9 protein-coding genes are annotated in these 14869 nt (G+C 52.7%); 5 read left to right on the forward strand and 4 right to left on the reverse strand.

The annotated features are described in order from the left end of the window. Positions 1-60: 60 nt before the first annotated feature. Positions 61-2844: a beta-galactosidase gene (locus SBI19_RS18255; RefSeq protein ID WP_317970758.1), complete on the forward strand. Its 2784-nt coding sequence runs from the start codon at positions 61-63 to the stop codon at positions 2842-2844. 513 nt (positions 2845-3357) lie between these two features. Here the strand turns inward: SBI19_RS18255 and purF are convergent. Then, on the reverse strand, positions 3358-4836 hold the full coding sequence (gene purF / locus SBI19_RS18260; protein ID WP_317970760.1) for an amidophosphoribosyltransferase: 1479 nt from the start codon (positions 4834-4836) through the stop codon (positions 3358-3360). Between the two features lie 64 nt (positions 4837-4900). Next, entirely contained in the window at positions 4901-5290 is a 390-nt protein-coding gene (locus tag SBI19_RS18265; protein WP_317970762.1) for a DoxX family protein, read from the reverse strand. Positions 5291-5740: 450 nt separating this feature from the next. Between SBI19_RS18265 and SBI19_RS18270 the strand changes: the two genes are divergently transcribed. Continuing rightward, positions 5741-6430 (forward strand): class I SAM-dependent methyltransferase, encoded by a 690-nt coding sequence (locus SBI19_RS18270; protein WP_317970764.1) that lies wholly within the window; start codon positions 5741-5743, stop codon positions 6428-6430. A gap of 395 nt (positions 6431-6825) precedes the next feature. Here the strand turns inward: SBI19_RS18270 and SBI19_RS18275 are convergent, their stop codons facing one another. After that, positions 6826-7677, reverse strand: coding sequence for a helix-turn-helix transcriptional regulator (locus tag SBI19_RS18275; protein WP_317970766.1), 852 nt, complete (start codon positions 7675-7677; stop codon positions 6826-6828). A gap of 131 nt (positions 7678-7808) precedes the next feature. On the opposite strand from SBI19_RS18275, the gene SBI19_RS18280 reads away from it, so the two are divergent. Next, positions 7809-10112 carry a glycoside hydrolase family 127 protein gene (locus SBI19_RS18280; RefSeq protein WP_317970768.1) on the forward strand — a complete coding sequence of 768 codons (2304 nt, stop codon included), beginning with the start codon at positions 7809-7811 and terminating at the stop codon, positions 10110-10112. 93 nt (positions 10113-10205) lie between these two features. Here SBI19_RS18280 and SBI19_RS18285 read toward each other — a convergent pair whose 3' ends face one another. Continuing rightward, positions 10206-11786 (reverse strand): MFS transporter, encoded by a 1581-nt coding sequence (locus SBI19_RS18285; protein ID WP_317970770.1) that lies wholly within the window; start codon positions 11784-11786, stop codon positions 10206-10208. Between the two features lie 168 nt (positions 11787-11954). Here SBI19_RS18285 and SBI19_RS18290 point away from each other — a divergent pair, with 168 nt between their 5' ends. Together SBI19_RS18290 and SBI19_RS18295 are read left to right on the forward strand one after the other, a co-directional pair. Further along, on the forward strand, positions 11955-12884 hold the full coding sequence (locus tag SBI19_RS18290) for a LysR family transcriptional regulator (protein ID WP_317970772.1): 930 nt from the start codon (positions 11955-11957) through the stop codon (positions 12882-12884). Between the two features lie 588 nt (positions 12885-13472). Further along, a complete protein-coding gene (locus tag SBI19_RS18295; protein WP_317970774.1) occupies positions 13473-14471 on the forward strand; it encodes a cell wall hydrolase in 999 nt (332 codons plus the stop codon). Positions 14472-14869: the final 398 nt, after the last annotated feature.

The following is a 14869-nucleotide window of genomic DNA, read 5'->3' on the forward strand; positions in this document are numbered from 1 at the left end:
CTAGTTTCATCTCGATTACCGCGATTCATTCGCGAAGCATAGAAGGGGAAGGTGACTGCAATGCACACCACTTATGCAGCCAAGACAGGCGCTGAATTTACGTACGACCACAAGAGCTTCATGATGAATGGCAAGAGAGTGTTTCTGAACAGTGCGGCCATTCACTATTTCCGGATGCCGAAGGAAGAATGGCGGGAAGTTCTTGTTAAAGCGAAGCTGGCAGGCATGAACTGCGTTGACACGTATTTTGCATGGAATGTGCATGAGCCGAATGAAGGGAAATGGAATTTCGAAGGCGACGCGGATTGCGGTGCATTCCTTGATCTGTGCGCCGAGCTCGGCTTGTGGGTTATTGCACGGCCAGGTCCGTTCATCTGCGCCGAGTGGGACTTCGGCGGTTTCCCTTGGTGGCTGGGCAACAAGGAAGGCGTGAAGTTCCGGGAATACAACGAGACGTATTTGAAGTATGTGGATTTGTACTTCGACCGCATTACGGAAGTCATTCGTTCCCGTCAATTGTCGCAAGGCGGAACGGTTATTCTGGTGCAGGTCGAGAACGAATACGGGTATTTGACCGATGATGCTTCCGCAAGTGCCTACATGAGTCATCTGCGCGACGGATTGCTCAGCAGAGGAATCGACATGCCGCTCATTACATGTGTCGGCGGTGTCGAAGGTGCAATCGAAGGCGCGAACTTCTGGAGCGGAGCCGATCATCATTATGCCAACGTGCTGAAGAAGCAGCCGGATACGCCGAAGATCGTGACGGAGTTCTGGAGCGGGTGGTTCGAGCATTGGGGCGCACCAGCGGCAACGCAGAAGACGCCGGCGCTGTATGAGAAGCGTATGTTTGAAGCGATTCAGACAGGCTTCACGGGCATCAGCCACTACATGTTCTTCGGCGGTACGAACTTCGCCGGCTATGGCGGCAGAACGGTAGGCAGCAGCGATATCTTCATGGTCACTTCCTATGATTATGATGCGCCATTAAGCGAATACGGCAGAACGACGCCGAAGTATATGACGGCTAAGCGTTTCTCATTGTTTGTGGAAGCGGCGAGCTCGTTATTGCTTGGATCGGAAGCTTTCGATACGGAAGGCATCGCTGTACCTAAGGGCATTACGGTTCGAGGGAGAAAGAACGAAGAGCAGACCCTACTGTTCGTTGGAAGTGACAAGGAAGAGAGAGAGACGGTCTATCTGACGCTCGAGAACGGCAGAACGCTGCCGGTTATGGTGAATCCGGGAGAAATCGTTCCAGTGCTTATTGGAATGAACGTTTTGGATGGGATTCTATTAACGAGTAATACAGCCATCGCGTGCAATGAGATGGTCGACGGCGTTCATACGCTTATCGTGTATGCCAAGGATGGACAACGTTCGCTCGTTGAGCTGTGCGCAGATCAAGAGATCGTGCACGCGGACGAGCAGCCTGCTCTGTATATGACAAGCAGTGATGGGAAGACGATCACGTTTGATTTCTATCACTTCAACGAGCCGCAAGAAGTACGGTTGACCGTTGGGGGTCAGGCGCTGCGATTGATCGTGTTGAACACGACGGCGATGGATCAAACATGGCGCATCGGTGAAGGCCAGTGGGTAGGCGGATGCTTCGACGTCGATATCGAAGCTGGCGGACAGTTGGTGGCTGCAGTGAATACGTCCGCTTCAGCTGTTGCGTGGCCTTCGGGCTTCCGTCCGGTGCAGGATGGTAGTGAAGCTGCGGCTGCGACTGCGGCGAATATGGCTGATGCTGTACAGTTGAAGACACCGGAACTGACGGGTTGGGTGAGCAGCCCATTGGATTTGTCGACGGTACAAGGCGTATTCTGCGCAGTTCCGCAGGACTTCTCCAGCTTCTCGCAACCATACGGTTATCTCGTCTATTCCAGTCTGATCGAGAGCGATTCCGACCGGCAGACGACACTTATTCTGCCGAAGCTGCAGGATACCGCGAGAGTCTATGTGAACGGGACGGAAGCCGGGCTGATTCGCGAGGTTGGTTCCTCTTCCATTAAGCTCTCGCTGCGCGAAGGCAGCAACAGCCTGCAAATTCTCGTGCAGAATATGGGACGTCTCAACTTCTCGCCATACCTCGGCGAGCCGAAAGGGTTGTTCGACACCGGCTACTTGCATGGCGCTGCGCTCGATCTGCGTGGAGGCTGGCAGAATGGAGAAGGCGGGGAAACGGTTCATCTTGACCGTGTGAACGCGCTGGATGGACAAGTCACATTGTCGCGTACGTTTAAGCTTGATGGTCAAGACCGAGCAGTTCTCGTAGGTGCAGTGAGCGTACCGCTTCGCATCAACGGTCAAGAAGTGCCGCTGGAAGGCTATCAGAACTGGTTCGCGCATTCTTCCGTAGATATCTCCGCGTATATTCATCCGGGCGATAATGTGATCGAGATGCCTTACGTGAAGTCGCCGGTCAACCGACTCGAGCTGCTGTCCTACCATTCTTCGAACGGAATCGGGGAGTGGAGCATGGCAGGGCTGGAGGATGGCGTACCAGCGGAAGCGGGCGGCGCGTCAGTGGTCGGTGCTGGCGAGAAGTCGCCTGCATGGCATCGCTGTGAATTCGCGAAGCCTACGCTTCCGACCAATGTTTATGCCAAGCTGAAGCTGCGCCTCACCGGTATGAGCAAAGGTACGGTATGGCTCAATGGCATCAACCTTGGCCGCTACTGGCAGATCGGCCCGCAAGAGGACTACAAGGTGCCGCTGGCATGGCTCAAAGATGTGAACGAGCTTGTCCTGTTCGACGAAGAGGGCCGCACGCCAGCGAAGGTGAAGCTGTTGTTCGATGAGCAGACGAGCCGGAGCTGGGCGAGGATTGAGGGGTAAAGGTTGGTTGTGAATAGGGTGAGGCAGCCTCGGACGTTATGTCCGAGGCTGTTTTTTGATCAAGAAGATTCCCGAATTGATAGATGACTCGAAGATCAATCACACGGTGTCTCATATTGAATGGGTGAAAAACGTGGTCTTTCACGATCGAGCTAGAACCGTATCGTTCCGGACGCTGGACGGCAAGCAGTATTTCTTTGACATGGAGACTGGAGAGCGAATAAATTCAGGTAAATATAACGTCATCTGGCTTGTCGCGTGGTGGAATCACCACCTAACGGTCAGGCCTATACGATCGACAACGAGCTAAGCAGAGAAATGAGCGGTTTGATCTACGAAGCTGACGTAGAGAGATAGGCGGAAATTTATCTCTTCTGTGGCCCAATATGAATGAGAATGGTGTAAGCACGAAGGGTGTCGCACTTGAAAGTTCAGAAAAACTAAAGGGGATTAAAAATACACCCCCTAAAAAAAGAAATCAGCCAATAAAACGGGCTGACCTCATAATATGACCTAGCAGCAGGAACTTTTCTCCGAAGTCGGGTCAACCGGCGTCGGGTAATCGTTATCGAAGCAAGCCATACACATGCCCCGATTGAATTCGCCATCGTTGCCTCCGACTGCCTTGATAAAGCCTTCGTTGCTCAAGAAGTAGAGCGAATCCGCGTCGATAGCCTGACGGATTTCCTCCAAGCTCTTCTGCGACGCGATCAGCTCCTTGCGGTCCGGCGTGTTGATGCCATAGTAGCACGGGTTCTTGAACGGCGGCGACGTGATGCACACATGCACTTCTGTCGCGCCTGCTTCGCGAAGCAGATTGACAATGCGCAGTGACGTCGTGCCGCGGACGATGGAGTCGTCGATCATGACGACGCGCTTGCCTTCCACCACTTTGCGGACTGCGGACACCTTCATTTTCACGCCCTTCTCGCGCAGCTCCTGAGATGGCTGGATGAACGTCCGGCCCGTATATTTGTTCTTGATCAAACCAAGCTCATATGGAATCCCCGTCTGCTCAGCGTACCCGATCGCCGCGGAAATGCTCGAATCCGGCACGCCGATCACGATGTCTGCATCGATGAACGCTTCAAGCGCCAGTTGCCGCCCCATCCGTTTACGCGCGGAATGAAGGTTGATGCCGTTGATGTTGCTGTCGGGACGGGCAAAATAAATGTACTCCATCGCGCAAGTCGCGCGGCGCTCCAACCGTTCGAAACGGTCGACTCGCAGACCGTCCTTATCGAGAATGAGCAGCTCGCCCGGCTGGACATCGCGCTCATAGATCGCCCCAACGGTTTCGAGTGCGCAGGTCTCCGACGCAAACACATAACCGTCGCCCATGCGCCCCATAACGAGCGGACGCAGGCCATGCGGATCGGAAGCGACTAGCAGCTTGTCGTTCGTCATGATGAGAAAAGCGAAGCCGCCGATAATGCGCTGCAGTGCGTCTTTCGCCGCGCTGACGAAGTCCTTGCTCGAACGGGCAATCAGATGCGCGATGACTTCCGTGTCGCTCGTCGTTTGGAAGATCGAGCCTTGGCTCTCAAGTTCCTTGCGAATGGAAGGCGCGTTCACGATGTTGCCGTTCGTCGCTACACCGAGGTCGCCGTCGCGATAGTTGAAGATGAGCGGCTGTGCGTTCGCCAGCTTGCTCTCGCCTGAGGTCGAATACCGCACATGCCCGATGACGCGGTCACCGGGCAAGTATTCCAGCGCAGCTTGGTTGAATACTTCTTTGACGAGTCCCATGTCGCGGTGGTACGAAAACTTTCCGGTCTCGGACTCCACAGTTGCCATCCCGGCACTCTCTTCGCCCCGGTGCTGCAGCGCGTGAAGTCCATAATAGCCGAGTGAGCAGGCATTCGGCACATTAAATGCGCCGAACACGCCGCACTCCTCACGCAATTTATCGAAAATATCGTCATGACCGATGCCTTCGTTATAATGATCACCAGTCCACAGCTTCGGAAGCTGTTTTATATCATCAGACATGGAATCGCATCCTTTCAGACTCTTCACTTGTTCAATCGGCGCGTTGCTAACGAATGTGACGGAATTAGTTCAATAATGCGTAGTCGCCTGCGCCGGTAAGCGCCACGCCGATAACGACAACGAGAACGATAAGCGGCAGCTCGATGCCGTTCGACGTCGACCAAAGGCCGTTCTTGCCGTGGACTTTCACGATTGCTCCAACCATTGTAAGGGCGATCAGTACGGCGCCAACAACGGTAAGCAATCCTGCACCGAACAGGACACCGCCGATAAGTTCCATCAGGCCGGATACGACAGCCATTGCGACACCAGGCTTAATGCCTACCGATTCCATCCAGCCCCCGGTTCCTTTCGGACCATAGCCGCCGAACCAGCCGAACAATTTCTGTGCGCCGTGCCCGATAAACAGCAAACCAATTACGATACGAATGAGAAGCAAGCCTAAGTCCATCATTGTAATCATCCTCCAAAGGGTTAGTATAAATTTAATAATCTTAAAATTAAGATATTTGCGTAAAAAAAAGATACTTGTGTGTTTCATCAACAGTTAAGCGGACTATTCCAAACAACTTCGATCGGGTACATGACACGTTCAGTACATTTATCTTACCAGGCAGTTCCTACATGACACCGCACCTCCAATTGTTGATCGAATATCTCGAAATCGAATATCTTAATATTGAGATAATAATAAAACGAGGATTATTGATTGTCAATATGTTATTTTTCAATACGTCTGATGCATTGTTTATAACAGAAAAAACCTCGCTCGCACGTAAGGCTTGCGGTTAACGGAATGGAAGATTTATGCAGATGTATGTTAAAATCTAGTTTGTTTAATACGTGGTATATAGTGAGCAAGAGCAAAATCATTTTTCATTCTATTATGCGGAGGTAACGACCCTTGACTAGTCACGAAGAAATTTATCAGGACTCATCGCTGCTATACGAAGAAATGATTAGTCGGCAGCCCGATCTTACAGGGATCATTAAGGAGATCAAACCTTTTCAAGGGCTTGATGTATTGGACTTAGGCGCTGGATCGGGCAGACTTTCGAGCATTATCGCATCAGAGGCGAAGTCATTGATTAGTACGGACATTTCAAGTGCGATGCTGGAGCTGCTCGATAAGAAGCTGACACTGCGTGGACTGAATCGGAATTGGATCACGGCAGTGGCGGACCATCGCAGTCTACCCATTGCTGACGCTTCTATTGATCTGGCAGTCTCGGGCTGGAGCATCTGTTACCTGACGAACACGGATAATTCCGATTGGGAGCAAAATCTGGCGTTCGTGCAGGACGAGCTTACTCGTGTTGTAAGGCCGAATGGTACGATCATCATCTTCGAAACGATGGGGACGGGTACGGAAACGCCTAACCCGCCTGAATTCCTGACGGCTTACTACGACCAACTTGTAAACAAATATGGTTTCGAGCACAAGTGGATCCGGACGGACTATACGTTTGGAGATGTGACAGAGGCGAAGCAGAAGACGGAGTTTTTCTTCGGTACAGAGCTGGCTCAGCGAATAGAAGAGAACGGCTGGTCAACCGTACCCGAGTGTGCAGGGATCTGGTGGAAGCACCTGTAAGGGTGTGAGCTGAGTTATGGCTGGCGGTTGATATTGCGCTTATTTTCCCTCAAAACGCCTTCTCGAATTCTAACAGTTGCCACAGAGCTTATCGACCTAGTTATTGGGCAAAAAACCGGCATTCTAGCACAATAACTTTACTGATAACTGTTACGCCTCAAATCGGGCTAATCACCTCAAGAAGCTGCTGTGGCAACCGTTAGAAGGCAATGATCAGGCACTCTCACAACAGAGCTGCTGCGATGATTAGTCGTCGCGCATTACACCAAGCATCACGCAACACAGTGCTCGCACAGCGCAGTGTTCCTACCATTGTACGCAGCTCGTATTCGCCACTCAACACAAACCGCTCAGTAGAGCACAAGCTCACAGTGCACCCCGCCACCACTACCTGCTCACTTCGCATGCAGCTTCCGCCAAGCGAGCGGACTCATCTCCGTATGCCGCTTGAAGCAGCTTGAGAAGTAGGGCACGAAGTTGAATCCTACATATTCCGCGATGTGTGCGACGGACCATTCGGTCTTGATCAACAGCAGCTTGGCTTGTTCGAGCCGGTACTGCATCAGATATTCCATCGGGGTGCAATGGTAGATTTCCTTCATGCAGCGCACCACATAGTTCGGGTGAAAATGGAGCGCCTCCGCCAATGTCTCATTCGACACATCTTTCTGATAGTGCAGCCGCAAGTACGCCTCCGTCCGCTCCGCCAGCCGCATGACGGCATTCGTCGTGCTGTCCCCCGTGTCCCCCTCCTCCAACAGATGGATGAGGTCCATAAAATGCTGCTGCTCCCGCCAATAAGCAGTCGAGCTGGTCGTCTGCGTGTAAGCGAGCATTTGCTCCAGCAGCTGCTCAATGCGGGCGAACTGCCGCGGCGCCGTATACTGCGGCACCCTCAGCTTATACGGATTCGCCCACGCATGCCGAATCATCATGGAATAATCCGCTTCACTGAATGAACTGAAATTCCCCTCATATACAAAATGAATCCAATAAAAGATCGTTTCTTCCTCGCAAGGCGCGGTCGTATAGTGATAGCGGTCGGGAAGCAGCAGCAGCGACTGGCCCGGCCCAACGTCCCACTGCAATTCGTCCTCGCCGATATAAAGCGTCCCCTTCACGACGAACAGCCAATCGAATATGCCAAGGTTGCGCCGATTCGGATGCTGCTCGCCCTTCGCGTATTGATTGCGTCCGATCGTGATGTAGTAGGGCAGCGGAGGGAGCTCGAATAGGATTTTGCTCATGAATCGATCACCTTTACAGTTGTGTGGAATTTTATAAGAAATCGTTTGGTTCATTCATAGAATATCGCTAGAAATAAGGATAAACTTATATCATTGAATAATCAAATCGTATATATTGGAGCGATATAGACATGACGAGAACAACGCTGCTCGATGGTATATTCCAAGCATCGCAAGAAACGGGCAAGAGCTACCTGATCACCCATGATGTGGATCGCCTTATGGCGCCTTGCTACGAGGCTGCTGGCCTTACGCCGAAGAACGAACGTTACGGCGGCTGGGAGTCGACGGCTATCGCAGGACATTCGGTGGGACACTTCTTGTCGGCAGCGGCTGCGATGTACGCCGTAACTGGCGACGAAGTGATTCTCGCTAAGTTGAACTATACAGTGGATGAGCTGGCTTACGTACAGTCATATGATGCAGACGGTTATGTAAGCGGATTCCCAAGGAAGTGTTTCGATAATGTGTTCTTCGGCAACGGAGATTTTGAGGTTCATAACTTTGGACTCGGCGGTTCGTGGGTTCCTTGGTACAGCATCCACAAAATCTATGCGGGTCTTATCGATGCATACAATCTGGCGGGCAACGAGAAGGCGCTGCAGGTTGTTGTGAAGCTGTCCGATTGGGCGAAGAAAGGCACCGACAACCTATCGGACGAGCTGTTCCAACGCATGCTCATCTGCGAGCATGGCGGCATGAACGAAGCGATGGCCGACCTTTATACGATTACAGGCGACAAAGATTATCTCGATCTGGCAATCCGCTTCTGCCATCAAGCGATTCTGGAGCCGCTCTCCCGCGGTGTCGATGAGCTGGAAGGCAAGCATGCCAATACGCAGATCCCGAAAGTAATCGGAGCAGCGAAGCTGTACGACATTACGGGCGAAGCCAAATACCGCGCAATGGCGGAATATTTCTGGGATGAAGTGACGCGCAATCGCTCGTACATTATCGGCGGCAACAGCATCTTCGAACATTTCCGTGCGAAGAACACAGAGAAGCTGGGTGTCGAGACAGCGGAGACGTGCAATACGTACAACATGCTCAAGCTGACGCGCCTTCTGTTCCGTTGGACGCCTAAGGCGGAATATATGGATTTCTACGAGCGTGCGCTCTACAACCATATTCTTGCTTCGCAGGATCCTGATACGGGTGCCAAAATGTACTTCATCTCAACCGAACCTGGCCATTTCAAAGTATACGGCACGCATGACCATTCGTTCTGGTGCTGCACAGGTACGGGCATGGAGAACCCAGCGCTCTATCCGCGTGATATTTATTATTCGGATAAAGATGCGGTATACGTCAATTTGTTCATCGGTTCCCGCGCGGTGCTTGAGGATCGCAATGTGACCATTACTCAGCAGACAGAATTCCCTGCGACAGACAAGACGACGATCGCGATCGAGCAAGCGGACAATGCAAGCTTCAAGCTTCGCATCCGCGTTCCTTACTGGGTAGCTGGCGCAGTGACGGCTGTCGTGAACGGAACCGAAATAATCTCAAGCTCGACGAACGGTTATCTCGAGATCGAACGCAGCTGGAATACGGGCGACAAGGTCGAAGTGACGCTGCCGATGGATCTGCACGTGCATCGTGCGAAGGATGACGACAAGAAAGTCGGCTTCATGTATGGTCCAATCGTTCTCGCCGGTGCGCTCGGCACAGAGAACTTCCCAGAGTGCGACATCATCGATAACCACCTGAAACTGCACCATCACCCGATTATCAAGGTGCCGGTTCTTGTAACGGACGAGACGGATGTGAAGTCGTGGATCAAGCCGATCGAAGGCCAGCCGCTGGCATTCGAGACGGAAGCGGTTGGCGAGCCGGATGGCCAACGCGTGAAGCTTATTCCATTCTTCCAGCTGCATCATCAACGCTACACGATTTATTGGTCGCTCATGAACAAGGAGCAATATGCTACTTATGTAGATGAAGAGAACGCAGAGCGCGAGTATCTCCACGAGATTACGATCGACGTCGTGAAGCCGCATGAGCAGCAGTCCGAGGTTGAGCATGACGGTCAATCGGACAATTCGCATTCGGGATATTCCGTACATGCGCATGAAGGCTTCCGCGTTGCGGAACCAGGCGGCTACTTCAGTTACCGCATGGCAGTCCAAGCAGACAAAGCGCATGCTCTGCAAGTGACTTACTACGGAAGCGACGGTGCGGTTCATCGGGAGAACGGACGAGTCGAGCGTGAGTTCGATATCCTCGTGAATGGCCAGTCTATCGGACGTCAACGTCTCGAAGCGGAGCATCGCGAGAAGCTGTTTGACGTTATGTATGATATTCCTAGCGAGTTCATCAGCGGCGCTGAGAACGTGGAAGTGAAGTTCGTATCGGCGAACGGCGGCATTGTCGGCGGCGTATTCGGCATCCGCATGATCGACCGTGCACGTTATGAAGAGTTGAGCAAATCCTAGTTTATAGCAGCATGTAACGAGTGCGTTACACGAACCTTAATGAACCGCCCTGCTGGCCGAATAGGCTGGCAGGGCGGTTTTGTCGCGCAGAACTTATCCAGTGGAGGTTAAACGGGAAGAATCTGCGGCTGCCGCAGCGCGTGTTTTTCGATCATGGCGCGTTAGCAGAGCGAAAGCAATAGTGCCGCATAAGAGACTGGCGGCCGAAGCTGCCAGCAGCAGGTCGTGCATCCCTTCGACGAACAGCGATGCTCCAGCGGAAGCGGCCGTCTGCCGCCATTGCTCTGGCAGCGCGAGCAGAGCCTCAGTCTGAGCCGGCCCGCTGGACATCGCTTCGACTGCTTTCTCGCGTAATCCACTTGGGAGGCCAAGCTCGATGAGAAGGCTGGGTCCATCGTTGCGAAGACGACTCGTGACGAAGATGCCGGCCAGCGCAACCCCGAACACGGCGCTCATTTGGCGGAATGTGTTCATAATGCCGGAGGCGATGCCGGCCTGTTCTGGCCTAGCAGCGCTCATTAGCGCAACTGTCGATGAAGATCCAGCGAGCGCAATGCCGAGGCCGATAAGCGCCATTGCCCATGCGTATGACCAATAACCGGCTCCGGGTTCGACGGTCGTCAAGCCGTAGAGCCCAGCAGCGGCTATCAACGATCCCAAAGGTACAAGGACACGCGGCGGAACAAGGGAGGCAATTGGACTTCCGAATATGGAGCCGAACATGATGGCAAGCGTAAGGGCAAGGAAGCGAACTCCCGTGTCTATGGCGCTCAAGTTTTCAACCTGCTGAAAGTACAATGTCATAAGGAATATAACGCCGTATAAGCCGAAAAACGTTAGGAAGTTGGTCATATAGGCGACGATAAATGCAGGACTACGGAACATGTTTAGGGGCACGAGCGGGTTACGGTGACGAAGTTCCTGAATGAGAAATAGGATACCTGCAGCTGCGGATAAAGCGAATGAAGCGAGCACTTCAACTGACGACCACCCTGCCGTGTTGCCTTCGATGAGTCCGTACGACAGTGATCCGATCGCTGCGATGAACAGCAGCTGCCCGACAGCGTCGAACGCCTTGCGCTCATTCGACGCCGAGACGGAAATGCGGAGTTTGGCCGTCAATCCAGCCATTACGATTAGACCTACCGGAACGTTAATCCAGAAAATGCTCGCCCAGCCGAACTGTTCGACAAGCCAACCGCCCAATACGGGACCGGCCGCGAGGGCAAGTCCGCCGATGCCTGCCCATATGCCGATGGCTTTCGCGCGTGCTGCCGGCGTGTCGTACAATAGCCGGATAATCGCAAGCGAGACGGGCATGAGCAGCGCGCCGAACGCTCCTTGCAGCGTGCGTGCCGCAATCAGCGCTCCTGACGAATAAGCCAAGGCGCATAGAATGGATGCGACGGTGAAACCGAGCATGCCGGCGAGAAACACTCGCTTGTGGCCGTACCGATCGCCAGCTGCTCCGGCTGCAAGAAGCAGCGAGGCGAAGATGATGGCGTACGAATTGAATATCCACTGCAAACCTTCTAGTCCCAGCTTCAGGTCGGTTTGAATGGCGGGCATGGCGACATTGACAATCGTGGCGTCCAAATAAACGACGAAAACGCCGAAGCACAGCAGGAATAACTGGAGTCCCCGGCTTGTTGATGCTGATCGTGGTTGAGTCATGACTGTTTCACAGCCTTTCTTTCGATTAGTAGGAAGCGGCCAGCACGGTATATTCGGTTGTGCCAGCTGTATTCTCATTGTAAAATTTGACAACTCATTACGTCTAATTTATTGTTTTCATATATATCATGAATACTGTTTATGAATTGGACGGAAGGGGAATCGGGGATGGAGCTGGCACAGATGGAGTATTTTCTAACCGTGGCGAGATTGCAGCATGTGACGAGAGCGGCAGAGGAGCTCGCGATTACGCAGCCTGCGCTCAGCCACTCGTTAGGGAAGCTGGAGGATGAACTGGGCGTGCAGCTGTTCGAACGGAGCGGGAGGAACGTGCAGCTCAACCGATACGGCGAGCTATTCGCTGCTCGCGTGGAACGCGTCATGCAGGAGATTGCTCATGGAAAGCGGGAGATCCAGGAACTGGCCGATCCCGATGTGGGGCTTGTCGAGATATCGTTTCTGAATGTGCTTGGGGCTTCTGTAATCCCGGATCTGCTGCGCCAGTTCCATAAGGTGCATCCGCGCATCCGGCTTGATCTGCATCAAGGGGCGACACTCGATGTATACGGCAGGGTTGATGCGGGGAAAAGCGATTTCGGCTTCTGTATGAAACGTGAGTTTATGGGCAGCGTTGCATGGGAACCGATCGGCTCCTTCGAGCTGTTCGCGGTCGTGCCGCAATCACATGAATGGGCTGGCAGAAGCTCGATCAAGCTGAACGAAATGGAGGGCCAGCCATATATCGGTCTATGTTCGCGCTGCGGCTTGCAGCAATCGATCGTCGATTTACTGGCGAGCGCAGGAGCGATGCCCGTCTCTACGTATGAAGCGGAGGATTTACAGACGGTCGCCGGATTCGTATCTGCCGGTCTTGGCGTATCACTGCTGCCGAAGTCAAAAGGGTTGTCGCTGGCGGGCATTGCGTGGATTCCGCTTGAAACGCAAATGAATACGTTCGAGATTGGGATCGAGTGGAAGGCGCGCCGTTTTCTGTCGCCCGCTGCCCAGCGGTTCCGCGATTTTGTATTGAACGATTACCGCTATGCAGACAGCCGCACAGAAGGTCGTCAGTCCTATGCCGCATCATCCGATCGTTGAGAGCTCTGCATCGCACATTTAATGAAGCGAACGCCTTGAATGAAGGTGTTCGCTTTTCTTTTCTAATAGGGTGAGTGGACCGCAGGGCTGTGGGTTGTCCGAGGAAATCCGGCGCATGGGCTTTATCAACGCCTTGGTTTCCAGGATCGAGCGTTAAATCATATCGTACAGCGATATTATAAGACGGAAAAGCCGGCTAAGCAGACCACCAGCAGCATCTGTTGCCCAATCCCGATCGTGAAAGCACACCCGGTGTTACGATTACGCACGCCTGTGAGGATGTTCGCATAGAATGATGAAGCTGCTGCGAATGCGGGGGACAAGCTCAGATCGATCTGCTATTCGACAGCCGCACGCTATCTTTCATCTTGAAAAGCGTCTGAGAGAATTCTCATATCGCTCTTATTAGGCAATCGGAACAAAGGCAACATCCTCCATATTTTGCCTGTAGATATGGGGAATAAACCATTCCGAGTTGAATTCTGTGAAAACCTTAATGCCGTCTTGGACGTCTTTCATGGTACAATTTGCCTAGCCCGAAAGAGAGTGGAAGCCTTAACCCTCATATATCTGAGCTGGGAGGTACACATGATCATAGGAACCAAGATGAAGCATAAGGTTACATTCATAGCTTTACTCGCGGTATTGTTGTTCAGCATTGTTGGTCCGCAATCGACCGTTCTAGCAGCCCAATCAACGGCGATGAACGATGTCACGATCACGTTGAACGGCAAAGAGGTACAGCTTGATGATCCGGTCCGAATTCAGGACGATCGGATGTACGTACCTGCAGGGCGCATCGCAGCGCAGCTAGGTGCAGGCGTAAGCTGGGACAGTGATAATGAAGAACTAACGATAGAAACTGCGCTTAAGGATACAATCGTGTTCGGAAATGGGGTGCCGGTCGTTTATTTCAACGATGTGCGTTATCGGATGGATGCGCTTCCATTCACGGATGACGGCAGATTATACGTGCCGGTACGCACGCTTGCCGAAGTGCTGCACGCCGAATTGCAATATCATGCTGACAGCAGCGTCATTGCGATTGCCTCGGTGGATCCAGCTGTTATTACAGACACGTATACAATAGAAGATGCCGCAAGAGATAATGAACTGACGAAGGCTGCGCTGTTGAATCGGAACGGATTGACGGGCAAGTCGAAGATCAAGGAAGGTACGAAGCTTCGTATCGTTCGGCCATCGTTCATAGATCAGCCTGCGGCGGATTACACCAAATCGGACTTGATTCTGCTTGCGAAGATTACAACGGTCGAAGCGGGCTATGAATCGTATGAAGGCCAGCTTGCGGTAGCGAACGTAATCCTCAACCGAGTGAAGAGCGGCCGATTCCCGAACAACATTCATGATGTCATTTACTCGGGCAGACAGTTCCCGCCGGCTCATGATGGAACGCTCGACAAGGTCGAGCCGAAGGCAAGCGCATTACGCGCCGCTAAGGATGCTCTGAATGGGAAAAATAACGTTAAAGACGCGGTCTATTTCTTTAACCCTGATGTAACAAGCGGACCATTCTGGAACAGTCTAGATGTAGTCGTTACCATCGGCAACCATAGTTTTGCCAAGTAAATAGGAAGAAATTCAGCCCCATCTGCCTCAAGCAGATGGGGCATTCTGTTTTCTTAACAAATTAAATCGCTCGAACAAAGTTGTGCCCCACAGGGGCACACTACTCCTAGCACGTTGTAACTGAGCAGTGTCTCTTTTCAGCTTATGGTGTTCAAGAAAGCTCGAACAAAAGTTGTGCCCGCAGAGGCACACGACTCTTAGCACGGATTAACTGACCCGCGCCTTTGTACAGCTTTCGATGGGCAGGGCAGCTCGAACGAAAGTTGTGCCCATAGAGGCACACGACTCTTAGCACGCAGTAACTGCCCCACGTCTAAGTAGCGCCGATAGCCCCTTTCCGGGGTCCAGGGGTTGGAAACCCATGGGGCCCTCCCTTGCAGGGAGGGTTTGGGTGGGTA

The sequence above is a fragment of the Paenibacillus sp. CCS19 genome, assembly GCF_033239625.1.
In the GTDB taxonomy this organism is placed as follows: domain Bacteria; phylum Bacillota; class Bacilli; order Paenibacillales; family Paenibacillaceae; genus Paenibacillus_T.

Coding starts and splice junctions, on each gene's coding strand:
- SBI19_RS18255 (WP_317970758.1), top strand. CDS start 61: ATGCACACCACTTATGCAGCCAAGACAGGCGCTGAATTTACGTACGAC.
- purF (WP_317970760.1), bottom strand. CDS start 4,836: ATGTCTGATGATATAAAACAGCTTCCGAAGCTGTGGACTGGTGATCAT.
- SBI19_RS18265 (WP_317970762.1), bottom strand. CDS start 5,290: ATGATGGACTTAGGCTTGCTTCTCATTCGTATCGTAATTGGTTTGCTG.
- SBI19_RS18275 (WP_317970766.1), bottom strand. CDS start 7,677: ATGAGCAAAATCCTATTCGAGCTCCCTCCGCTGCCCTACTACATCACG.
- SBI19_RS18280 (WP_317970768.1), top strand. CDS start 7,809: ATGACGAGAACAACGCTGCTCGATGGTATATTCCAAGCATCGCAAGAA.
- SBI19_RS18285 (WP_317970770.1), bottom strand. CDS start 11,786: ATGACTCAACCACGATCAGCATCAACAAGCCGGGGACTCCAGTTATTC.
- SBI19_RS18290 (WP_317970772.1), top strand. CDS start 11,955: ATGGAGCTGGCACAGATGGAGTATTTTCTAACCGTGGCGAGATTGCAG.
- SBI19_RS18295 (WP_317970774.1), top strand. CDS start 13,473: ATGATCATAGGAACCAAGATGAAGCATAAGGTTACATTCATAGCTTTA.